This window comes from Raineyella antarctica (assembly GCF_900092135.1).
GTDB lineage: Bacteria > Actinomycetota > Actinomycetes > Propionibacteriales > Propionibacteriaceae > Raineyella > Raineyella antarctica.
The window spans coordinates 31802-53155 of the sequence record NZ_FMYF01000007.1; the positions used below are offsets into that span (position 1 = coordinate 31802).

A 21354-nucleotide genomic window follows, 5' to 3' on the forward strand; every position below is an offset into this window, starting at 1 on the left:
GGCCCTCCCGCTCATGCGGGAGGGCCTCCGTCGTCCCATCCACCAGCGCCCGCTCAGGCCGCGGCGGGCAACGGTTCGACCAGGTGGCCGGGGATGCCGCGCAGCACCTCGGCAACCTCCGGCAGCAGCTCGCGGTAGACACTCGTACGTCGCCAGAGCAGGGCGATGTCGCGGTGCGGCGACGGCTCGGTGAAGCGGCGCAGCACGATCGCCGGATTCGGGGTGACCGGAGGGGCGACGGCGAGCTCGGGCATCAGGGTCGCCCCCACGCCGGCGGCGACCATGTGGCGCAGCGTCTCCAGGCTGGTGGCGCGGAAGCCCGCATGCTCGGTGGCGCCGGTCTCGGCGCACAGCGCCAGCGCCTGGTCGCGCAGGCAGTGGCCCTCCGTGAGCAGCAACAGGTTCTCCCCGGCGATGGCTGAGGGATCCAGCGGCCCCTCCCCTGTGGCGACCGGGTCGCCCAGCGGGGCGGCCAGCACGAACTCCTCCCGGAACAGCGGCTCGATGTGGAGCGTCTCGTCCACGATCGGCAGTGCCACCGCGGCGGCGTCGAGAGCCCCGGAGCGCAGCTCGTCCAGCAGGACGGCGGTCTTCTCCTCCACCAGCAGGATCTCCAGGCCCGGGAAGCGCGAGCGCAGCTCCGGGACCACGTGCGGGAGCAGGTAGGGGCCGAGGGTGGGGAACATGCCCAGCCGGATGGTGCCGGCGTGCGGCTTGCGCGCCTGGCGGGCCAACCCGCGGATCTCCTCGGCCTCGGCCAGGATCCGACGGGCCCGCAGGACGACGGCCTCCCCCACCGCTGTGAAGATCACGCTCCGGGAACTGCGCTCGATCAGCGCTACCCCGAGTTCGCCCTCCAGCTTGCGGATCTGCGTCGAGAGGGTCGGCTGGCTGACGAAGGAGGCGGCGGCGGCCCTGCCGAAGTGGCGTTGTTCATGGAGTGCCACCAAGTACTCCAGGTCCCGCAGGTTCACAGTCTTCCTCCGACGTTGTCGACAGCTGCGGACGTTGTCGCCAGCTGCGGACCACATAAGGTCCGCGGGCGAGGAGAGCATCCGCAACGGGCCGGCCGGGCCGCCGCCGCACCGGAGCGGAGCGGCGGCCCAGACCGGGCTGCGATCAGCTGGCCACGATGGCGGCCGGCGCGGTGGTACGGATCATCTCGTCGAAGGCGCTCAGTGCGGCGGTCGCACCGGAGCCCTCGGCCACCACGATCTGCTTGAACGGAACGGTGGTGCAGTCCCCCGCGGCGAAGATGCCGGGGATGTTCGTCGCATTGCGCTCGTCGATCCGGATCTCCCCGCGCGGGGTGAGCTCCAGCGACGAGTCCTTCAGCCACTCGGTGTTGGGCAGCAGGCCGATCTGGACGAAGACACCGTCCACGTCGAGGGTCCGGATCTCGCCGGACTGGCGGTCCTCGTACTCCAGGCCGGTCATCTGCTGGCCGTCGCCGTTGACCTGGGTGGTGCGCGCCGAGGTGATCACCTCGGTGTTGGGCAGGCTGTACAGCTTGCGCAGCAGCACGTCGTCGGCCTTGAGCTCGTCCATGAACTCGACCACCGTCACGTGTTCGGTGACACCGGCCAGGTCGATCGCGGCCTCGACGCCGGAGTTGCCGCCACCGACGACGGCGATCGGCTTGCCCTTGAACAGCGGTCCGTCACAGTGCGGGCAGAAGGAGACACCCTTGTTGCGGTAGTCGGCCTCGCCCGGAACGCCGAGCGTACGCCAGCGGGCGCCGGTCGCGATGATCACCTGGCGGGCCTGCAGCCGGCCGCCACCCTCGAACTCGACGGTGTGCAGCTCGCCGTCGGTGCCCGGGACCAGCCGGGACGCCTGGACGCCGGCGATCTGGTCGATCTCGTACGCGTTCATGTGCTCGGCGTACTGCGCGCCCAGCTTCGGGCCCTCGGTGTAGACGGTCGAGACGTGGTTCTCGATGGCCATCGTGTCGAGCACCTGGCCGCCGACACGGTCGCAGGCCATGCCGGTCCGGATGCCCTTGCGGGCGGCGTAGATGGCGGCGGCGGAGCCGGCGGGGCCACCCCCGACGACCAGCACGTCGTACGGCTCGCGCTCGTTCAGCTTGCCGGCCGTACGGGCCGCGGCGTGGTGGTCGAGGCGCTCGACGAACTGCTTCATGTCGGTGCGTCCCGAGCCCCACTCCTCACCGTTCAGGTAGATGGTCGGCACGGCCAGGATGCGGCGCTCCTCGACCTCGTCCTGGAACAGCGAGCCCTCCACCGCGGTGTGCTTGATCCGCGGGTTGAGCACGGCCATGGCGTTCAGCGCCTGGACGACGGTCGGGCAGTTCTGGCAGGTCAACGACATGTACGTCACGAACTCGTAGTCGCCGTCGAGGTTCCGGACCGCCTCCATCGTCTCCTCGTCCTCCTTGACCGGGTTGCCGCCGACCTGGACCAGGGCCAGCACCAGGGAGCTGAACTCGTGGCCCATCGGGATGCCCGCGAAGCGGACCGAGATGTCGGTGCCGGGGCGGGAGATCGCGAAGGAGGGGCGACGCTCGTCGTCATCGGCGCGCCGGTGGGTGACCTTGTCCGACAGGCTGGCGATCTGGTCGAGCATCTCGGCCAGCTCGGTGGACTTCGGGCGGTCATCCAGGGAGCTGACGAGCTCGATCGGCTCGACGATCTTGTCGTTCAGGATGGTCTTCAGCTGGGCGGTCAGGTTGGCGTCGAGCATTGTGGTCCTCCGTGCTGCGGGGTCGACAGCCGGCGCACTCCTGGTGCGCCGGACGCGGGATGAGGGGGTGGCGGACCGGATGTCCGCGGGTGCGGTGCCATACGGGTCGGGGCCGTACGAATAGGGGCGTACGAAGCGGCCGTACGAAATCGGTGCGCACGAAAACGGTGCCGGCGGTGTCGGGCACGTACGCGCCGCGCCGGCCGGCGGGGCCCGCAGGCCGGCGGCCGGGTCGGCGGGGGGTGGGACCGGGGTCCCGGGTCCGTTCCGCGGGCCGGGAGGTGATCGACCGACCGACCCGCGGGACGTCCGGTGGCCGTGGCGGGCACCCACGATGCGGGATGCCCGCCACGACGGACCGCTGGTGTCCGGCCGGAGCCGGTCACGCCTCCAGTCGGGACTGGACTTCAGACAGGACTACTCCACGCAGGCCTACTCCGCGCAGGCCGGTCGCGAGGGTCAGATCTTGCCGACGAGGTCGATACCCGGGGTGAGGGTGTCCTCGCCCTCTTCCCACTTGGCCGGGCAGACCTCGCCCGGGTGGGCGGCCACGTACTGGGCGGCGTGGATCTTGCGGATCAGCTGACCGGCCTCGCGGCCGATGCCCTCGGCAGTGGACTCGATGTACTGGATGGTGCCCTCGGGGTCGACCAGGAAGGTCGCACGGTCGGCCTGGCCGGCACCGGGACGCATGTTGTCGAAGTTGTTGGTGATGGTCCCGTTGGAGTCGCCCAGCATGTAGTACTGGATCTTGCCGACCTCGTCGGAGGAGTCGTGCCAGGCCTTGTGCACGAAGTGGGAGTCGGTGGAGACCGAGAAGACCTCGACGCCGAGCTTCTGCAGCTCGTCGTAGTGGTCGGCCATGTCACCGAGCTCGGTGGGGCAGACGAAGGTGAAGTCGGCCGGGTAGAAGAAGAAGACGCTCCACTTGCCCAGCGCGTCCTTCTCGGAGACCTCCACGAACTTGCCCTGGTGGTAGGCCTGGGTGGTGAACGGCAGGATCTTCGTGTTCATGAGCGACATTGGTGAACCTCTTTCGTTGGTCTTCTCGCTGACTTGCAATACAGACTCTATATCGGTTCTCCAACTTTTGATAGGCGTTTTCGATCGATCTTGTGCATGGGCCGATAGCCTGAGCCTATCGCCCCGACCCCGGGATACGCCGGGCGAGGCAGGACTACGCTGACCGTCATGGCGCGCTTCTACCTGGACAAGTCCGACCCGCAGGCCTGGCAGGCGACCAGGAAATGGGCCGACCAGATCACCGCCTCCGTCACCGCCGCCGGCCTGCACCCCGCAGTGGTCGAGTTGATGAGCCTGCGGATCTCCCAGATCAACGGCTGCGCGTTCTGCCTCGACACCCACACCCACAAGGCCCTGATGGCCGGCCTCACCAAGCAGCAGCTCGGCGTGCTGGCGGCGTGGCGGGAGGCGGAGGAGATGTTCTCCGAGGTGGAACGGGCGGCGCTGGCGATCGGCGAGGCTGCGACCCTCCTGCCCGCACCCGACCTGCGACGCGCCGAACTCGCCCGGGCCCGTGAGTTGCTCACCGACGAGCAGTACTCCGCCCTGCAGTGGGTGGCGATCCGGATGAACGTCTACAACCGGGTCTCGATCCTCAGTGAGCACCCCGTACGCCCCCGGGAGTGAGGCTGGTCGGGAGCCCGCGATTCGCGGGCGTCACCACCCATCGGGTAGGCTACGCGGGCGAGAGGGAGTAGTCCCCAACAACCGCGTCGACATACTGGCCCCTGGCCCGGCGCGGAGGGCCATCGGTGATGGCGGACGAGACTTTCGACTGTTTTGCCCATCATCGGACGGGCACGGTCGGAGTCAACCCCATCGGGTCGCCTGTGACCGGCCCCGGAGAGGACTCCATGAACGCCCTCCTGCTCAGCACCGCGGTGATCTTCATCGCCGAACTCGGTGACAAGAGCCAGCTCATGGCGATGACGTTCGCCGCCCGCTACCGCCCGCGCGACGTACTGATCGGGATCAGCATCGCCACCGCCATCGTGCACCTCGCCTCGGTCGCGATCGGCTACTTCATCGGCGACGTGTTCGCCCAGTGGCAGGGCGGCATCGCCGTCGTCGCCGGCATCGCCTTCTTCGTCTTCGCGCTCTGGACCCTGCGAGGCGACGAGCTGACCGACGAGGAGGCCGAGAAGGCCCGCAAGGCCAAGGGCTTCTCCCTGGTAGCGGTGGGCACCGCCTTCTTCCTGGCAGAGCTGGGCGACAAGACCATGCTGGCCACCATCACGCTGGCCACCCAGGAGAACTGGTTCTGGACCTGGATCGGCTCGACGGTCGGCATGGTCGCCGCCGACGCGCTGGCCATCCTGGTCGGCTACATCCTCAAGCGCCAACTGCCCGAGAGGGTGATCAAGTACGGTGCGGCGGCCCTGTTCGCGGTCTTCGGCCTGCTGCTGGTCCTCGAGGGCACCGGGGTGATCGGAGGCGGAGCGGGCCTGCGGCCGGTGGCATGATGCACAGGTGACGACTGCCGAGCCGACCCCGGCCACCCTGCCGACGACCAACTGGTGCGCCACGGCGACGATCGCCTCCCCGGAGCGGTCGTACGCCGTGGCCGACGCCGCGCAGGCCGCCGAACTGTTCGCGGCCCGGCCCGACTCCCGGGTGCAACTGCTCGGCTCCCGCTTCAGCCATCCGGCCCTGCTCGAGGGCACCGACGGCATGGCGGTCCACCTGCGCACCCGCGGGCCGAAGGTACTGCGGCTGGACGCCAGCACCGTCACCGTCACCGGCGACTGCACGCTGACCGAGTTGTGGGAGCACGTCCGCGACTGGGGGCTGACCCTGCCGGTGTGCCCGCCGGTGATCACCGAGCAGACCGTCGCCGGGGCGATCGCCACCGGGACCCACGCCCAGGGCCTGGGCGAGGGGCTACTGGCCGACGCGGTCACGGCCGTGGCGTACGTCGACGCCGCCGGGCAGGAGCACGAGGTCACGGCGGACCAGGAGGAGTTCGGCGCCTTCCTGCTGCACCTGGGCTGCCTGGGGCTGGTCACCCGGCTCACCCTGGCGGTCCGGCCGAACACCCGCTACCACTGCGTGAAGTACACGACCTCCGGCACCGACCTGCAGCAGGACTTCGCCCTCTGGAACGCCCGCTCCGCGCACGTCAAGGCGTGGTGGTGGGTGGACGAGGACCGCGCCCACGTCTGGGAGGTCAACCCTGCCGCCGGTCCCCAGCCGCCGCACGACCACCTGGCCGTCGCCCACACCGACCTCAACCCGATCCTGGCCGCCACCCAGGCGCGCCTCGGCGACGACACCGGGGACCACAACAATGACGCCGCCCCGCAACGTACGGTCGGGCGGTTCTACGACTACAGCGACGTCGAGGGCGACCTGGTCGAGATCTTCCGCAACGGCATCCCCGCCCCGCAGGTGAACATGGAGGTCGGGGTGCCGCTGGACCGGTTCACCGCGGCCGCCGCCGACCTGCGCGCGACCGTCGGAGCCTCCCCGTTCCGGCTGCACTACCCCGTCATCCTGCGCCCGACCGGGCCCTCGCAGGCGTGGCTGTCGTCGGCGTACGGACGGGCGGTGGTGTGGTTCGGCTTCGTGGTCTACCAGCGCCCGGACGGTTCGGTGGCGGACGGCTCGGTGGAACTGCTCGGTGACATCCAGCGCACCCTCGCCACCCACGGCGGACTGCCGCACTGGGGCAAGTACTTCGACGAAGCCCGGTTCGACCTGGCCGCCCTGCCGCGACTGGCCGACTTCCGGGCCGTCCGGGCACGCCTCGATCCGGGCCGCCGCTTCCTCAGTGCGCGGGTCGCCCAGGTGCTGCACGTCTGATCGGCGGTCTCCCTCTCGGACGGCAGGACCCGGGGCAACCCTGAACCCACCCACGACGCCGCCCGGAAGACACCCATCTGTCCCCCGAATGCGTCGCGGAGCGGCCCGTGCCGCGACCCCGGGTCGGTAGCCTTGGGGTATCCGCCGCCGGCGTCCGCGCCGGCCGATCGCAACGGGAGCACTCATGGGAATCTTTGACGAGGCCAAGAAGAAGCTCAACCTGGACGAGACCCTGGAGAAGGTGACCAAGGTCGTCAAGGAGACCGTCGACCAGATCGACGACGTGATCGACAAGGGCCGCGAGACCCTGACCGAGAAGTTCGACCGGGACAAGGACCAGGACGCCGCCGGGACCGGTGCGCCGGAAACCGTCGACCCCGACTTCGGCCCCGAGAAGGATGACCTGGACCCGGGCGCCGAGTTCGGCCCGGGCACCGAGGCCACCGACGAGCCCAAGGTCGACGTCTCCAAGGTCGCCGAGGAGGCCGACGACTCCAAGACGGAGTACACCATCTGACCGTCACGGCCGTTCGGATGACGAACGACCGGTGACACACCCCACGGACCACGGGAGCCCGGGCCTACCATCGGGCCCATGGTTCCCGTGGTCCGTGATGCGTCTGCCGCCGATGCGGCGTCCTGCGCGGCGATCTACGCCCCGTACGTCCGCGACACCACCATCACGTTCGAGGAGGTCGTCCCGAGAGTCGACGAGATGGCCGTACGGATCGGCCGGGCGAGCGAGCGGTGGGCGTGGCTGGTGGCCGAGCAGGAGGGGGAGGTACTCGGCTACGCGTACGCGGGGTCGTTCAAGGAGCGCTCCGCCTTCCGCTGGTCCTGTGAGACCAGCGTCTACCTGGCGCCCGACGCCCGGGGCAAGGGCCTGGGCCGACTGTTGTACACCGAACTGCTGGACCGGATGGCCGGCCGCGGGTACCGGATCGCCGTCGCCGCGATCACCCAGCCGAACGGGCCGAGCATGTCGTTGCACCGGTCCTTCGGGTTCGAACAGGTCGCGCTGCTGCCCGCGATCGGCTGGAAGCACGGCGCCTGGTGGGACGTCGCCTGGCTGCAACGACCCCTCGGCCCGGGCACGCCGCAGGGCCGGCCGCCCGCCGAGCCCCACTGACGCGCCCACCCCTATCATGTGCGCATGGGTAGCGAACAGCAGACGAGTGACACTCCATCGTCCGCGCGACCACGCGCACTGATCGCCGCCCCCTTCTACCCACCACACATCGGCGGCATCGAGCGCTACAGCGCCAACGTGGCCCAGGAGCTGGTCGACCGAGGCTGGCAGGTCGATGTCCTGGCCTGTGGCCCGCGCAGCCAGGAGCCCACCGCCCGACCCGGACCCGGCGGCGAGGCGGTGCACGAGCTCGACGCCGTGATCGCCGCGAGCCGCCTGCCGATCCCGCTGCCGACCCGGCGCAACCGCGCGATCCTGCGCACCGTACAGGGCAGCTACGACTTCACCCTGGTCCAGTCCCACCTGTTCATCAGCGGCCTGCTGGCCACCTCGCTCTCCCGTGGGGGTCGCCGGGTCTGGCTGAACCACGGCTCGGGCCACGTCCCCACCGACAGCCGCCTGCTGAATGCGGCGATCGCCGGCTACGAGCACGTCCTGGCCCTCTTGCTCCGCCGCCGGGTCGATGCGCAGGCGGCGGTCTCGAACGAATCGGCGGCCTGGATGCGGCACCTGGGCGTCCGCGGGGCCGTCGGCGTCGGCAACGCGGTGGCCTCCGTCGCCCCGGCCAGGGGGCCTCGCGAGCCCGGCCCGCTCCGGGTCCTCTACGCGGGCCGGCTGGAACCGGGCAAGGGCGCCGATGAGGCGATCGAGATGGTCGAGAAGGCCAGGTCGGCCGGGCCGATCGAATTGACCATCTGTGGCGACGGTTCCCAGCGTCCCGCGATCGAGGAGCTGCTGCGCGACCGACCCGCCGCCGCGCGCTACCTCGGCCCGATCCCCCACGACGAGTTGCTGGCCCTGATGGGGACCGCCGACGTCTTCATCTACCCCTCCACCTACCCCGAGGGGTTCCCGACAGTGCTGCTGGAGGCCGGGGCGCAGGGCTGCGCAGTGCTCACCTACCCCGTCGCAGGCACGGCCGAACTCCTGGCGGAAGGCGGCGGCTGGCGGGTCACCGACCGGGACCAGGGCGTCGCAGCACTGTCAGCTGCGGCGCAGGACCCCGCGGCGGTCACCAGCCAGGGGGAGGTGATGCGCCGTTCGATCGAGACGCGCTTCACCTGGACCCACCTGGTCGACCGGCTCCTGGCGCTCTGAGGCGCGCACCCCCGGATCAGTCGTCGATGCCGGGGATCTTGGTCGCCTGGATTGTCGCCAGCACCTCGTAGTGGTGCCGTACGTCCTCCTCGGACAGCTTGCGGCTGCGCAACGCGACCACCCGGTCCCCCACGCCGGCCTTCTCTGCGGCGGTGTAGATGGCCTTCTTCGCATCGGCGAACGCCAGCTGCGTGAAGGTCTGGAAGCGGTTCAGGTGCGCAGGCGCGTGCCGCCGGATGACGACCTTGGTCGCGTCGAGGCTGCGACGGTACTTGTCGGCCGTCACGTAACCGGCCTCCCGCACGTAGAGCAGCGGCAGCTCCTGCACGACAGTCTTGCGCTTCCCGAGCGTACGCAGCCACAGGTCCTGGTCCTCGGCCCGCAGCAGACCCGTGTCGTACGGGTTGTTGCGGAACCACTCGGTCCGGCCGGTGATCACCGAGTGGATGTAGGGACCGAAGACGAAGTGCTCGGCCACGGAGGCGTCGGGGATGGACGTACGGTAACCGCGCGGGCGGCTCTCCGCGTCGATCGAGATGCCGTCGGCGACGACGAAGTCCACATCGGGATGCGCATTCAGGTAGGCGACCTGCAGCTCGAGCCGCTGCGGGTGGTTGACGTCGTCGGAGTCCAGCCGGGCCAGCAGCGGGGTCGTGGTGCGCTGGGCGATCTCGTTGAGCCGCGAGGCGAGGCCGAGGTTCTGCTCGCCCTTGACCACCGTCACCCGGTCGTCGTCGATCCTCGACAGCAGCTCATACGACCCGTCTGTCGAGCAGTCGTCGATGATCAGCAACTTCCAGTCGGGGTAGGTCTGGGCGAAGACCGAGCGGATCGTCTCCAGGACGCTGCGGGCACTGTTGTGGACCGGAAGGCCGATGGTGACGGTGCTATCGCTCATGAGTGCTCCTCCGACAAGGTCCCCGCAGCTGACCTCGGTGCCGGGGGCCTGTCCGCCCGGTCTGCAGGGACTTCTGCGCCAGCGGCGGGTGTCCACCACGGCCGCTCCCACCGTAGTGGAGTCCCTCGTCAGGTCCCAACTTCCCGGTCCCGGCTCTCCGGCTCCCGACCCGCGGCTGCGGACCCCTCAGGCCGGGGCGGTGACCGCCGGCTCGGGGACGCGCACCCGCCGGATGACCTGCAGCCCGGACACCACGATGCGGGTCAGCGACCCGCCGAGGGCCGCCCAGGAGGCGCCCAGCATGGCGGAGCCGGTGAAGTAGGTCACCGCGAGTCCGAACGCGAAGCTCCCGGCCAGGGTGGCGGCGGCGCTGACCGTACCGGCCCGGTAGGCGTTGAAGACCAGCAGCAGCGCGTTGAGGATGTAGCCGGGAGCCACGATCGCAGCCGCCAGGACCAGGGGGGCCAGGTGGCCGCGCTCCATCACGAACCCCTGGCCGTAGACGAGGCCCAGCACCTGCGGGCCGAACGCGATCGCCACCACCGCACCGACCGCCCCCACCCCGGCGAGGCCGACGAAGGACCGGCGGGCCGACCCGAGCAGGTCACTGCGACGCCCGGAGGCCCGCAGGTCGCGGAAGCGGGGCAGCAGCAGGGTCTGTACGGTGGAGCCGATCAGGTTGGCCAGCACGAGCAGGTAGGAGGCGCCGGTGTAGACGCCGACCTGGGCACGGTCACCGAACGCCCCCAGCAGGAAAATCGGGGTGTAGGTCACCAGCGAGAACAGCAGGTGGGACATGGTGACGGGCACGGCGGCCCGCATGATGCTGCTGTAGCCACGGCGCCGAGTGGGGGTCCCGGGCAACGGGACCAGGCTGTCGACGATGGCGATCCCCACGCCCAGCAGGCCGGTCAGGGCGACCGGGAGCGCCGGGTCCGGCACGATCAGGCTGCTGACCAGGACCACGGTGATCATCCCGATCGCGTAGCCGATCATCACCGTGCCCAGCCGGGTCATCCGGTTGGCCGACTGGACGAAGGCGTAGCGCAGGTCCACCACCGACTCGCCCACCTTCATCGCCGCCATCGCCAGGGTCAGGCCGATGGGCAGACCCCTGGCCAGCCCGACCGCGACCAGGACGGCGACGCCCAGCACGATGCCGGTCAGCCGCATGGTCAGGTAGCTGCGCGGGGCGAACCGCTGGCTGAGGGTCAGGTAGACGTCCCGCAGCCCGAACTGGGCCGCGACGAACGTCGGCGTCGCGATCGAGTAGAGGATCGAGTAGTCGCCCACGGCGACCTCGCCGTAGCGCCGGGCGAAGATCAGTACGATGGCCCACTGCGCCAACGCCGTCCCGATGATCCCGACCGGGACCAGGACCCGACCCGGTGACCTCATCGGGTCAGGCCCGGCCGAGGGCCCTGGGGGGACGGCGGGACGAGCCCGTGGACCGACGTTGCGACACCGCGCATGGCGCCTCCTCTCTCCGGGCTGGAACGGAAGCCAGCATAGACCGGCGAGCAGCCGGCGGTCGCCGCGCCCGCTCAGCCGGCGAGCTCCAGGCCACGCCCCTCGAAGGCGGCCAGCCGTTCGGCCGCCGTACGGATCGCCGCATGCTGGTCGCCGGTGACCGCCGGGCTCAGGTCCAGCTCGACCCGGGTGGTCGTCCGCCCGGTCCGGCGCCGCCACACCCCGACCTCGCGCAGGTCGCAGATCACCGGGCCGCCGCCGACCTGGGCGTACGTAGGTGGCCGGTCGCCCCAGGGGTGGCCGGCCAACCGGGGGTACGAGGGCGGCAGGTAGGTCAGGCACGCCTCGTCGAACGTCGACAACAGGAATGCCCGGGGATCGTCGTCGCGACGTTGCTCGGGTACGGCGCGCGGGTCCCACCAGACCTCGGTTCCCTCCACCGTGGCGCAGGACAGGTCCAGGTCGGGCAGCACCTTCCGGACCTCTGTGCGGGTGACCGCCGCCCAGCGGGCGAGGTCGGCGGGGGTCGAGGGGCCGTGCCCGGCGAAGAACCGGGCGGCCAGGTCGCGGACCAGCTCCTCGCGCGGACGCACCGGGGAGGGCGGGACCCTGTCGTCGACCAGCCCGTACGTGTGCTCACCCTTCTCCAGGGGGCCCGAGCAGACCAGTGCCCGGACCTCGGCCAGCATCAGCAGGTGCGCGACGACCTGTCCCTGGGCCGGGAAGGCGGTGGTGGGCAGCAACGGGTGCAGCTGCTTGCGGGTCAGCGTCCGACCGCCGGCGAGGGCGTCGGCGAGGACCGCGAAGGAGCGTTCCACCACGTGCTCGGTGATGCCGAGCTGGCGGTGCCGGGCGCCCATCGAGCGTTCGATCCGGTCGCGGCTGAGCTCCAGCAGCCAGCGCAGGTCCTCGGGCAGGACGTAGTGCCAGGTCGGGCGCAGCACGTGGGTGCGGAGCAGGTCGCCGGCATCGATCGCGGCTCGGACTGCGTCGTCGTTGCGTCCGGACCGCAGGCCGATCGACCAGCGGGCCAGCGGTGCGTCCTGGGACTGGACCGCGACCGCGTGCCGGACGACGTCGAGGACGCCGACCGGCGTGGAGGCCAGGTGCTGGGTGGCCAGCCGCTGGGCCAGCAGGGTGTCCAGGTCCATGGTGGCGGTCGCTCGGATGGGGCGACCCCTGTCACGGGCCGCCCCACCGGGCTCAGTCCTGCTCGACCCGCTCCGGGTCCTCGGCGTGCTCGCGCTTGTAGAACAGGTCCATGTAGTCGGGGTGGCGGACCATCCAGCCATGGATGAACGGGCAGGTCGCCAGCACCTTCTGCCCCCGGGCGCGGACGTCGTCGAGGGCGCCGCGGGCCAGCGTGGAGCCGACCCCCTGGCCCTCGTACTCGGGGAGGACCACGGTGTGCGGGAAGACGAGCATGCCCTCCCCCGGCACGAACTCGGTGAACCCGGCCAGCTGCCCGTCGATGCGGGCCTCGTACCGGCTCTCGGAATCGTTGCGTGTGACGGTGACGTCGCTCATGGCGCCCAGCCTAACCACGCCGGCCTCACGGGGTCGGCTCGGTGAGGTCGTACACGGTAGTGGAGCCCACCGTGCGGGCGGCGTAGTGCCCGGTCACCCAGGTCGAGATCTGCGAGGCGGTGTCGGAGCCACCGTTCTGGTGGCCACCCATGCCACCGGCGATGAACCAGTGGACCTTGCCCTCGGCCACGTCCTGCTGGAACTGGGCCAGCGTCGGGCTGGGGTCGGAGCCGTTGAACCCGCCGATCGCCATCACCGGCAGCCGGCTGGCCAGCTGGTAGGAGGCGGCGTTCTGCGCCCCGATGCTGGCGGCAGCCCAGGTGTAGGAGCCGGCGTCCGTGGCGAGCAGGGTGGTCATCTCCTCGGACACCAGGGTCCCCCCGAGCAGGCCGCCCGCACCACCGGCACCGCCGGGAGCGGTCCCACCGGGCACGGTCCCGCCCCGGGCGGTGGCGCCGGGGGCTGTCCCACCCGGAGCCGTGCCCTGCGCGAAGGCGGGCGGCGGCCCGAAGGCACGAGTCCCTGCTGCGGCTGCCCCGACACCTCCGACGCCGCGAGCGGCCCGATGACCGGCGCCACCGGCCCGACCGGGTCCACCGCCGGACACGGGGCCGGCGTACACGATCGAGCCGGCATGCGGGGTCGCCGCGGTCTGCACGGCATAAGCGGCCGGTCCGACCAGCGACGCGGCCGCCGCCACGCCCACCACCAGGGGTGCCACCACCGAGGCTCGTACGAGGCGGCCCAGCGTGGGCAGGATGGCCAGGGCCGCCGTGGCCAGGGCCCCGAGCGCGACCACCGGCCAGCGCAGCGTGAGGTAGATCCCCGAGGCCTCGCCCAGCAGCACCGTCGCCCAGACGGTGGTTCCGGCCATGGCGGCGGCCAGGACCAGCCGGCCGGCGACGAGCTGGCGCCGGCCCCACACCACGAAGGCACCCAGGGCCACCAGCGCGCCGATCGCCGGGGCGAGCACGATCGTGTAGTAGTCGTGGTAGATGCCGGCCATGAACGAGAAGACCGCCATCATCACGACCAGCCAGCCACCGAACGCGAGGATCGCGGCCCGCAGCACGTCGGTGCGCGGACGCCGGCGCAGGAACACCAGCGCGGCGATGCCGAGGACGAGGGCTGCCGGGATCAGCCAGGACACCATCCCGCCGGAGACCCCGGAGAACATCCGCAGCACGCCCGTCGATCCCCACATGCCACCGCCGCCCGCCGCGACCGCCCCACCGCCGCCCGTGACCGAGCCGGTCTCGTCGCCGGTGATCCGGCCCAGGCCGTTGTACCCCAGCGCGAGCTCGAGGATGGAGTTGTCCTGGGAGCCGCCGATGTAGGGGCGCCTCGAGGCGGGCACCAGCTCGACCAACGCGATGTACCACCCGGCGGACACCACCACCGCCCCGAGGGCCAGGAACAGGTGCCGGATCCGCCGGCCCCATCCCGCCGGCGCGGCCACGGCGTACGCGACCACCAGCGCAGGCAGGACCAGGAACGCCTGCAGCATCTTGGTCAGGAAGCCCAGCCCGATCACGGCACCGGCGGCGACCAGCCACCGGCCGCGGGCGCGCTCGGTCGCCCGCAGCGTGAAGTACGTGGCCAGCACCAGGCAGAACGTCAACAATGCGTCGGGATTGTTGAAGCGGAACATCAGGACGGCGACCGGGGTGAGGGCGAAGACCACCGCGCCCAGCATCGCTGCGACGTGGACCCGTACGGTCAGCGGCTCACGGGTGCGCTCGACCGTACCGTCGGCGGCGGTGCCCGCCGGTCCCCTGGTCAGCACCCGGCGCAGGGTGGCGTACAGCACGCCGACCGAGGCCACGCCGAGCAGCGCCTCGGGCGCCAGGATGCTCCAGGAGGACAGCCCGAACAGCCGGACCGACAGCCCCATCAACCACATCGCAGCCGGCGGCTTGTCGACAGTGATCGCGTTGGCGGCGTCCAGCGACCCGAAGAACCAGGCCTTCCAGCTCACCCCACCGGCCTGGGCCGCGGCCGAGTAGAACGAGTTGGCCCAGCCGGAGGCAGACAGGTTCCAGAGGTACAGGACCGCCGTACCCACCAGCAGCACCACGACCGAGACCAGCACCACCGCGCGGGAGACCGGCCGGGACACGGATGACTCCTGCTCGGCTGCGGCGTGGCCGGGACGAGCACGGGCGTGGTCCGCCCCGGTCGGCGAAGCGGCCCACGGGGCAGCGACCTGCGGCGAACCTGCCAGGCCGGGAAGAGGTGGATGCGATGTCATGACACGACCGTCGGGCACACGCGTGTGCCGCTGGCCTGCTCTCCTTGTGCCGTTGCTGTGTCACCGCGTCGGCTGCCTCACGCGGCGGGCCGCGCCACCGCTGGTCGCTCCCCGGACGTCCACGGAGCACGTGCCGCCTCCTCCTCACAGATCCGGCACAGGATCCGTACGCCGTGCTCACACCGCGCGGGCTTCCCATGGTCGTGGGCCTTCCCGCCCCGTTGCCTCCGGCCGGGGAGCCGGAAACCTAGAATTGCTGACGCCGCCACCCGTGCGGCACCGATCCCAGGGGGACCCCGATGACCGCACACCACAACTTCGCAGCACTGGCCGGCGTGCTGCCGAAGCTCAGTCACCCCGACGGCGCGCCGATCCGTGCGCTGGTGGTCGACGACGAGCCGATGCTCGCCGACCTGGTCGCGATGGGGCTGCGGATGTGCAACTGGGACGTCCGGGTCTCCCACGACGGGATCGACGCCGTCGAGCAGGCGCGCGCCTTCGCCCCCGACGTACTGGTCCTGGACTGGATGCTGCCCGGACTGGAGGGCGACCAGGTGCTGGCGAAGATCCGCCAGCACTACCCCGAGGTGCCGGCGCTGTTCCTGACCGCGAAGGACACGGTCGAGGACCGGATCACCGGCCTGGTCCGAGGCGGCGACGACTACGTCACCAAGCCGTTCGCGATCGAGGAGGTGCTGCTGCGGCTGCACCGGCTGGTGCAGCGCTCCGGGGCCGCCTACCAGGACACCGCCGAGCTCGTCGTCGGTGACCTGACCATGAATGTGGAGACCCGTGAGGTGACCCGGGGCGGCGACCCCATCGACCTGACCGCCACCCAGTTCGAGCTGCTGCGCTACCTGATGGAGAACCCGAAGGTCGTGCTCAGCCGCGGCCAGATCCTCGACAACGTGTGGCACTACGACTTCGCCGGGCAGGCGAACATCGTGGAGCTGTACATCTCGTACCTGCGCAAGAAGATCGACGCCGGCCGCGAGCCGATGATCCACACCGTCCGGGGCGTCGGCTACGTGCTGCGCCCGGCGATCTGATGGCGGCGTCCCGCCTGCCCGCGACGTTCGGGCGAGAGGCATCCGGGCCAGCGGTGTCCGGGACCGCGGTGTCCGGGACGGCCGCGCTGCGCCGGCTGCTGGCGAGGGTCGTGCGGATGCTGCGCCACCCCCACCGCGTCTCGCTGACCACCAAGCTGGTCGGCGTGATCGTGGCGATCCTGGCGGCGGCGCTGCTGCTGTTCGGTGCCACGACAGTGGTGGTGATGCGCAACAACCTGTCACAGCGCCTCGACTCCGAGGTCCAGCAGGCGGCCATGCGCGCCCTGACGTACACCCGCCCGAGCGACCACGACGAGTTCGACGCCGGTCGCAACCCGATCGACGCCCCCGGGCAGCCGGCCCGGGCGATCACCCTGGTCGCGGACGTGACCGCAGGCACCGCCGTCGGCTTCTACCGAAGCTCCGACGGTGCCGCCAGCGCCCTGACCAGCGGGGACGTGCAGGCCCTCGCCGATGCCGGGTTGCTGACCCCGCCCCGGTCGTACGCCGAGCACCCGACCTCGAGCGGTCTCGTGTCGACACCGCGGACCGTGCACCTGTCGATCGGTGAGTACCGGGTGCTGCCGGTCCCGGTGCCCGAGCAGAACGGCCATGCCTACGTCCTCGTCGCAGGACTGCCGACCACCTCGGTGGAGGGTCCGGTCGCCGCGCTCGCCCTGACCGAGCTGCTGGGCGGCCTGGGCGCGCTGGTGGTCGCCGGCTCGATCGCCACGATCGCTGTCCGCCGTTCGCTGCGCCCGCTGGAGCGGATCTCCCAGGCCGCCACCGACGTCGCGGCCCTGCCGCTGGGCTCGGGGGCGGTGGACCTGGCCGGCCAGCGGGTCCCCGCGGACCTGGCCCGGCCCGGCACGGAGGTCGGCAACGTCGGGCACGCCCTCAACCTGATGATCGACAACGTCGACGACGCCCTCTCCGCGCGGGCCCGCTCCGAGGGACAGCTGCGGACCTTCGTCGCGGACGCCTCGCACGAGTTGCGTACGCCGCTGGCGGCGGTCCGCGGCTACACCTCGATGATCCGGCTGACCGAGGACCTCAGCCCCGAGGGTCGTACGTCCCTGGGCCGGGTGGAGTCCCAGGCCGACCGGATGACGGGGCTGGTCGAGGACCTGCTGATGCTGGCCCGGCTCGACGAGGGCCGCACCCCGACGTTCAGCAACCTGGACCTCAGCGAACTCGCCGTCGAGGCGGTGATGGACGCCAGCGCCGCCGGACCGGACCACACGTTCACCTGCCACGTGCCCGAGGAGCCGATGACGGTCCGCGGGGACGGCCGCCAGCTCGCCCAGGTGTTCGCCAACCTGCTGTCCAATGCCCGCAAGCACACCCCCGCCGGTACCCGGGTCAGCACCACCGTCCGGCGCTCGGCCGACGGCTGGGTCGAGGCCGTCGTCGCCGACAACGGTCCGGGCATCGCCCCGGAGTTCCTGCCGCACCTGTTCGACCGCTTCGCGCGGGCGGACAGCTCGCGTACGGCGAAGGAGGGCAGCACCGGCCTGGGCCTGGCGATCGTCCAGGCAGTCGTCCAGGCCCATGGCGGCACGGTCAGTTGCCAGTCACGCCCCGGACGGACCGTCTTCACCGTACGGCTGCCCGCGGCGCAGGGGGCCAACCGGCGCTGAGCTGCTCGCGCAAGCGGCGCCGCCCGGCTGCGGGGTTCAGCGCTGCAGGCCGCGGGCGTACGCGGTGGCGTGGCGGGGCTCGTACAGCAGGATGTCCTGTGCTCCGGGCACGAGCAGCGCGACGGCGATCCCCCAGCCGCGGTCCTCCGGCTCGCCGGCGAAGACGGCCCCGCGCCCGGCCAGCTCTCCCATGGTCTCGGCCAGGTCGTCACACATCAGCGAGATGCTGTGCCGCGGCCCGGCCGCGGTCCCGGCCTCGCCGTCGGTCCCGGTGGGGTGCACGGCGACCTCGCACGGCCCGCCGGCGAAGATCAGCCAGTCATCGGCGGAGGACGAACCGTCGTCGGGGGACTCGGGGGAGACCGCCTCGAGCAGCATGACGTCGCGCAGGAAAGCCCGGGTGGCGGCCGCGTCGTCGGAGTGGATGAGCAGGTGCATCGCCGTGATCATGGGGAAATACTGCCCTCCCGACGGCGGCTCCGCCACCGCCCTTCCCTCACTCCCCGTCGGCCGCCCGGCGCAGCGCCTCGATGTCGATCCGCTTCATCACCATCAGGGCCTCGTTCGCCCGCGCCGCCCGGACCGGGTCCGGATCGCCCAACAGCTCCCCGAGGCCGGCCGGGATGACCTGCCACGACATCCCGAAGCGGTCGGTGCACCACCCGCACTGCCCCTCCTCGCCGCCCTCGGCGGTGAGGGCGTCCCAGTAGCGGTCGGCAGCGGCCTGGTCGGGGGCGTTCAGCTGGATCGAGTGCGCCGGCGAGAACCGGTACTGGGGCCCGCCGTTCAGGGCACTGAAGTGCTCCCCTGCCAGGGTGAACGTCATCATCAGCACGGTCCCCTCCGGTAGCTGCGCGCCCTCGGGGTAGTACGACACGTCTCCGATCGCCGAGCCCTCGACCAGTGAGGTCCAGAACTCGACCGCCTCCTGCGCGTTCCCGTCGAACCACAGGCAGTTCGAAATCGTCACCATTACGGTCTCCTCCGCGGTAGTTCGGGGCGTCGGACGTGAGCCGGGTCACCCTCGTACGCCCATCCTGCCCGCCCGCGAGGGGCAGCGGAACGGTTCGGGCGATCTGGTCGACGCGGGCCGACCGGCGGGGAGGGGCCCGGTACCAGACCCGAGACAACTTCATGCAACCCCTCGGACTCTCAGCTGGCTCTTGGGAAGGCTGGCGGCGCCCGGGGACCTCTCCGGGACCGGTGCCGTCGGCGCCGGAAGAGTCAGGACGTTGCGACCACGCGCAGCAGCGCGTGGCGGCGATGCCCTCCAGACCGTGTCGAAGGGGATCCGGTTGATGAGCAACTCTCCACGCAAGCTACGCAGACGAGGCCTGGCGGCCGCAGCGGTCGCCCTGCCGCTCGCCCTCACGATGGGCGCCGGCGCCTTCGCCGCGCCGCCCGGCCGAGCGCCGAACGACAATGCCAAGCCGCCGGCGCACTCCCAGGCCGGAGGCGTGGCCTGGGACTCGCCCACCCTTGAGGCTCGTTCCAAGCAGATCCTGACCGCGAAGGGCGGCCGCCAGTTCAAGGACCTGAACGCGAACGGCAAGATCGATACGTACGAGGACTGGCGCAAGACGACCGACCAGCGGGTCGCCGACCTCGTCAAGCAGATGACGCTCGAGGAGAAGGCCGGCCTCATGCTCATCGACACCCTGAACGCCGAGTGCATCAACGGTGACCGGGCGAGCATCTCCGCCACCGGCGAGGACTACCTCAAGAACCAGAACATGCACCGGCTGATCTTCCGCAACGTGGTCACCGACAAGCCGGAGTGCGGCAAGCCGGGCACCGGCTTCTCCGCCACCACGTCCCTGACCCCGGCCGACGCCGCGACGTTCATGAACCGGGTGCAGGAGAAGTCCGAGGCCACCCGCCTGGGTATCCCGGTGCTCTACAAGTCCAACGCGCGCAACCACATCGACCCGCAGGCGCGGGCCGGCATCAACGAGGCCGCCGGAGCCTTCTCCGCGTTCCCGAAGGAGGCCGGCATCGCTGCGGCGGCCCTCGGCGAGCAGGCCGTGAAGACCGGCCGGGCGACCGACGGCGACATGTCCGTGGTCGACGACTTCGCCACCGTGATGGGCGACGAGTGGGCCTCGATCGGCCTGCGCGGTATGTACGGCTACATGGCCGACCTGTCCACCGAGCCGCGCTGGTACCGCAACCACGAGACCTTCACCGAGAACGCCGACCTGGGCGCCAACATCATGGGTCAACTGGTCGAGTCCCTGCAGGGACCGGTCGACGCGGACGGGAACTCACTGAGCCCCGACTCCTCGGTCGCGCTGACCATGAAGCACTTCCCCGGCGGCGGTCCGCAGCAGCTGGGCCTGGACCCGCACTACTCGTTCGGCAAGACCCAGGTGTACCCGGGTGACAACTTCGGCTACCACCTCAAGCCGTTCGAGGCCGCCATCGACGCCGGCGTCTCGGCGATCATGCCGTACTACGGCGTGCCGATGGACCTGACCTACGACGGCACGACGTACGACGAGGTCGGCATGGCGTTCTCCGACCAGATCGTCAACGGCCTGCTGCGCGACAGGATGGGCTTCAAGGGGTACGTGAACTCCGACACCGGCATCATCACCGACCGGGCCTGGGGCCTGGAGAAGAAGAGCGTGCCGGAGCGGGTCGCCGCGGCGATCAACAGCGGCACCGACACCCTCTCGGGCTTCCACGACGTCCAGACGATCATCGACCTGGTCGACGACGGCCTGGTCACGACAGACCGGGTCGACCTGGCCGCGCACCGCCTGCTCACCCCGATGTTCGAGATGGGCCTGTTCGAGGACCCGTACGTCGACCCGGCCGTCGCCACCGCGACCATCGGCAACGACGCGAACCGTGCCGTCGCCCTCGACCTGCAGCGCAAGTCCACCGTGCTGCTGCAGAACAAGGAGACCGGCGGCACCGGGGTGCTGCCGCTGGCCAAGGGCAAGACGGTCTACGTGCTCGGCAACGTGGACGCCGCCGCTGTCAAGGCCGCCGGCTACTCGGTCATCGACGGCAACGCGAAGGTCGACGGCAAGCGTCCGAGCGCCGCCGACGCCGACGTCGCCCTGGTCTCGATGACGGGCAAGAACATCAACACCGGCGCGTACAAGAGCAACGACCCGGCCACCGGACTGAACCCGAACCACATCAGCCCGATCGTCTGGGACGGCGCCAAGGGCCTGGACGGCAAGAGCCCGTACGGTGCCGCCGACGCCTGCAACGCGTACGGTGCCACCACCTGCACCGACGACGGCCTGCGCTTCGGCGGGTCGCTGCCGTGGGAGTCGAGCATCCTCGACTTCACCGGGATGTCGACGTCCAAGTCCTGGGAGGTCACCCCCTCCCTGGCGGACATCCAGCAGGTGATGTCCGAGGTCGGTGCCCAGAACACCATCCTCGACATCTACTTCCGCCAGCCCTTCGTGCTGGACGAGGAGAGCGGCCTGCGTGACGCCGGCGCCATCCTGGCCAACTTCGGCACCAGCACCTCCGCGCTGATGGACGTCGTGTCCGGCGACTTCGCTCCCCAGGGCCGGATGCCGTACGCACTGGCCGGCACCAAGGAGGCGATCCTCGAGCAGCAGAGCGATGTTCCAGGCTATGACGACACCAAGGACGGGGCGCTGTTCCCGTACGGCTTCGGACTCACCTACAAGTAGTGGTCCCGGTCCGTGGGAGAGACCACGGACCCCGGACCGATG

19 protein-coding genes are annotated in these 21354 nt (G+C 70.9%); 9 read left to right on the forward strand and 10 right to left on the reverse strand.

All coding sequences use genetic code 11. The annotated features are described in order from the left end of the window. Nucleotides 1-53: 53 nt before the first annotated feature. The 3 genes from GA0111570_RS11430 to ahpC all read right to left on the reverse strand — a co-directional run bounded on the left by GA0111570_RS11430 (nucleotide 54) and on the right by ahpC (nucleotide 3726). A complete protein-coding gene (locus tag GA0111570_RS11430; protein WP_092611087.1) occupies nucleotides 54-974 on the reverse strand; it encodes a LysR substrate-binding domain-containing protein in 921 nt (306 codons plus the stop codon). A gap of 145 nt (nucleotides 975-1119) precedes the next feature. Next, nucleotides 1120-2703, reverse strand: coding sequence for an alkyl hydroperoxide reductase subunit F (gene ahpF, locus GA0111570_RS11435; RefSeq protein ID WP_092611089.1), 1584 nt, complete (start codon nucleotides 2701-2703; stop codon nucleotides 1120-1122). Nucleotides 2704-3162: 459 nt separating this feature from the next. Then, entirely contained in the window at nucleotides 3163-3726 is a 564-nt protein-coding gene (gene ahpC, locus GA0111570_RS11440) for an alkyl hydroperoxide reductase subunit C (RefSeq protein WP_092611092.1), read from the reverse strand. A 168-nt stretch (nucleotides 3727-3894) separates the two neighbouring features. On the opposite strand from ahpC, the gene GA0111570_RS11445 reads away from it, so the two are divergent. The 6 genes from GA0111570_RS11445 to GA0111570_RS11470 all read left to right on the forward strand — a co-directional run bounded on the left by GA0111570_RS11445 (nucleotide 3895) and on the right by GA0111570_RS11470 (nucleotide 8815). Then, nucleotides 3895-4353 (forward strand): carboxymuconolactone decarboxylase family protein, encoded by a 459-nt coding sequence (locus GA0111570_RS11445; RefSeq protein WP_092611095.1) that lies wholly within the window; start codon nucleotides 3895-3897, stop codon nucleotides 4351-4353. A 227-nt stretch (nucleotides 4354-4580) separates the two neighbouring features. Continuing rightward, nucleotides 4581-5189: a TMEM165/GDT1 family protein gene (locus GA0111570_RS11450; protein ID WP_092611098.1), complete on the forward strand. Its 609-nt coding sequence runs from the start codon at nucleotides 4581-4583 to the stop codon at nucleotides 5187-5189. 7 nt (nucleotides 5190-5196) lie between these two features. After that, nucleotides 5197-6528 (forward strand): D-arabinono-1,4-lactone oxidase, encoded by a 1332-nt coding sequence (locus tag GA0111570_RS11455; RefSeq protein ID WP_092611101.1) that lies wholly within the window; start codon nucleotides 5197-5199, stop codon nucleotides 6526-6528. Between the two features lie 184 nt (nucleotides 6529-6712). Continuing rightward, the gene (locus GA0111570_RS11460; protein WP_092611104.1) at nucleotides 6713-7045 is read left to right on the forward strand and encodes a hypothetical protein; all 333 of its coding nucleotides are present in this window, start codon (nucleotides 6713-6715) and stop codon (nucleotides 7043-7045) included. A 78-nt stretch (nucleotides 7046-7123) separates the two neighbouring features. Beyond that, complete coding sequence (locus GA0111570_RS11465; protein WP_092611107.1) at nucleotides 7124-7657, forward strand: GNAT family N-acetyltransferase; 534 nt, start codon at nucleotides 7124-7126, stop codon at nucleotides 7655-7657. 24 nt (nucleotides 7658-7681) lie between these two features. Continuing rightward, entirely contained in the window at nucleotides 7682-8815 is a 1134-nt protein-coding gene (locus GA0111570_RS11470; protein ID WP_092611110.1) for a glycosyltransferase family 4 protein, read from the forward strand. 16 nt (nucleotides 8816-8831) lie between these two features. Here GA0111570_RS11470 and GA0111570_RS11475 read toward each other — a convergent pair whose 3' ends face one another. The 5 genes from GA0111570_RS11475 to GA0111570_RS11495 all read right to left on the reverse strand — a co-directional run bounded on the left by GA0111570_RS11475 (nucleotide 8832) and on the right by GA0111570_RS11495 (nucleotide 14829). Then, the gene (locus tag GA0111570_RS11475; protein ID WP_092611113.1) at nucleotides 8832-9713 is read right to left on the reverse strand and encodes a glycosyltransferase family 2 protein; all 882 of its coding nucleotides are present in this window, start codon (nucleotides 9711-9713) and stop codon (nucleotides 8832-8834) included. A gap of 186 nt (nucleotides 9714-9899) precedes the next feature. Continuing rightward, nucleotides 9900-11111 (reverse strand): lipopolysaccharide biosynthesis protein, encoded by a 1212-nt coding sequence (locus tag GA0111570_RS11480; protein WP_092611116.1) that lies wholly within the window; start codon nucleotides 11109-11111, stop codon nucleotides 9900-9902. A 146-nt stretch (nucleotides 11112-11257) separates the two neighbouring features. Further along, nucleotides 11258-12334, reverse strand: a complete 1077-nt coding sequence (locus GA0111570_RS11485) for a winged helix DNA-binding domain-containing protein (protein WP_175557460.1) — start codon at nucleotides 12332-12334, stop codon at nucleotides 11258-11260. 52 nt (nucleotides 12335-12386) lie between these two features. Continuing rightward, nucleotides 12387-12710: a GNAT family N-acetyltransferase gene (locus tag GA0111570_RS11490; protein WP_092611121.1), complete on the reverse strand. Its 324-nt coding sequence runs from the start codon at nucleotides 12708-12710 to the stop codon at nucleotides 12387-12389. A gap of 25 nt (nucleotides 12711-12735) precedes the next feature. Beyond that, complete coding sequence (locus GA0111570_RS11495) at nucleotides 12736-14829, reverse strand: glycosyltransferase family 39 protein (protein WP_217634134.1); 2094 nt, start codon at nucleotides 14827-14829, stop codon at nucleotides 12736-12738. 431 nt (nucleotides 14830-15260) lie between these two features. On the opposite strand from GA0111570_RS11495, the gene GA0111570_RS11500 reads away from it, so the two are divergent. Together GA0111570_RS11500 and GA0111570_RS11505 are read left to right on the forward strand one after the other, a co-directional pair. Then, complete coding sequence (locus GA0111570_RS11500) at nucleotides 15261-16010, forward strand: response regulator transcription factor (protein WP_092611124.1); 750 nt, start codon at nucleotides 15261-15263, stop codon at nucleotides 16008-16010. A 53-nt stretch (nucleotides 16011-16063) separates the two neighbouring features. Further along, complete coding sequence (locus GA0111570_RS11505; RefSeq protein WP_217634135.1) at nucleotides 16064-17650, forward strand: sensor histidine kinase; 1587 nt, start codon at nucleotides 16064-16066, stop codon at nucleotides 17648-17650. 36 nt (nucleotides 17651-17686) lie between these two features. Here GA0111570_RS11505 and GA0111570_RS11510 read toward each other — a convergent pair whose 3' ends face one another. Both GA0111570_RS11510 and GA0111570_RS11515 read right to left on the reverse strand, forming a co-directional pair. Next, on the reverse strand, nucleotides 17687-18100 hold the full coding sequence (locus GA0111570_RS11510) for a VOC family protein (RefSeq protein WP_092611127.1): 414 nt from the start codon (nucleotides 18098-18100) through the stop codon (nucleotides 17687-17689). Nucleotides 18101-18146: 46 nt separating this feature from the next. Further along, on the reverse strand, nucleotides 18147-18623 hold the full coding sequence (locus tag GA0111570_RS11515) for a VOC family protein (protein WP_092611130.1): 477 nt from the start codon (nucleotides 18621-18623) through the stop codon (nucleotides 18147-18149). Nucleotides 18624-18948: 325 nt separating this feature from the next. On the opposite strand from GA0111570_RS11515, the gene GA0111570_RS11520 reads away from it, so the two are divergent. Beyond that, nucleotides 18949-21312 (forward strand): glycoside hydrolase family 3 protein, encoded by a 2364-nt coding sequence (locus GA0111570_RS11520; RefSeq protein WP_092611133.1) that lies wholly within the window; start codon nucleotides 18949-18951, stop codon nucleotides 21310-21312. The last annotated feature ends 42 nt before the right edge of the window (nucleotides 21313-21354 follow it).

Excerpts from the sequence above, each read along its gene's own strand:
- GA0111570_RS11450 (WP_092611098.1), top strand. The coding sequence starts at position 4,581 with ATGAACGCCCTCCTGCTCAGCACCGCGGTGATCTTCATCGCCGAACTC.
- GA0111570_RS11500 (WP_092611124.1), top strand. The coding sequence starts at position 15,261 with ATGACCGCACACCACAACTTCGCAGCACTGGCCGGCGTGCTGCCGAAG.
- GA0111570_RS11515 (WP_092611130.1), bottom strand. The coding sequence starts at position 18,623 with ATGGTGACGATTTCGAACTGCCTGTGGTTCGACGGGAACGCGCAGGAG.
- GA0111570_RS11480 (WP_092611116.1), bottom strand. The coding sequence starts at position 11,111 with ATGAGGTCACCGGGTCGGGTCCTGGTCCCGGTCGGGATCATCGGGACG.
- GA0111570_RS11470 (WP_092611110.1), top strand. The coding sequence starts at position 7,682 with ATGGGTAGCGAACAGCAGACGAGTGACACTCCATCGTCCGCGCGACCA.
- GA0111570_RS11460 (WP_092611104.1), top strand. The coding sequence starts at position 6,713 with ATGGGAATCTTTGACGAGGCCAAGAAGAAGCTCAACCTGGACGAGACC.
- GA0111570_RS11485 (WP_175557460.1), bottom strand. The coding sequence starts at position 12,334 with ATGGACCTGGACACCCTGCTGGCCCAGCGGCTGGCCACCCAGCACCTG.
- GA0111570_RS11510 (WP_092611127.1), bottom strand. The coding sequence starts at position 18,100 with ATGATCACGGCGATGCACCTGCTCATCCACTCCGACGACGCGGCCGCC.
- ahpC (WP_092611092.1), bottom strand. The coding sequence starts at position 3,726 with ATGTCGCTCATGAACACGAAGATCCTGCCGTTCACCACCCAGGCCTAC.
- ahpF (WP_092611089.1), bottom strand. The coding sequence starts at position 2,703 with ATGCTCGACGCCAACCTGACCGCCCAGCTGAAGACCATCCTGAACGAC.
- GA0111570_RS11445 (WP_092611095.1), top strand. The coding sequence starts at position 3,895 with ATGGCGCGCTTCTACCTGGACAAGTCCGACCCGCAGGCCTGGCAGGCG.
- GA0111570_RS11490 (WP_092611121.1), bottom strand. The coding sequence starts at position 12,710 with ATGAGCGACGTCACCGTCACACGCAACGATTCCGAGAGCCGGTACGAG.
- GA0111570_RS11520 (WP_092611133.1), top strand. The coding sequence starts at position 18,949 with ATGAGCAACTCTCCACGCAAGCTACGCAGACGAGGCCTGGCGGCCGCA.
- GA0111570_RS11475 (WP_092611113.1), bottom strand. The coding sequence starts at position 9,713 with ATGAGCGATAGCACCGTCACCATCGGCCTTCCGGTCCACAACAGTGCC.
- GA0111570_RS11465 (WP_092611107.1), top strand. The coding sequence starts at position 7,124 with ATGGTTCCCGTGGTCCGTGATGCGTCTGCCGCCGATGCGGCGTCCTGC.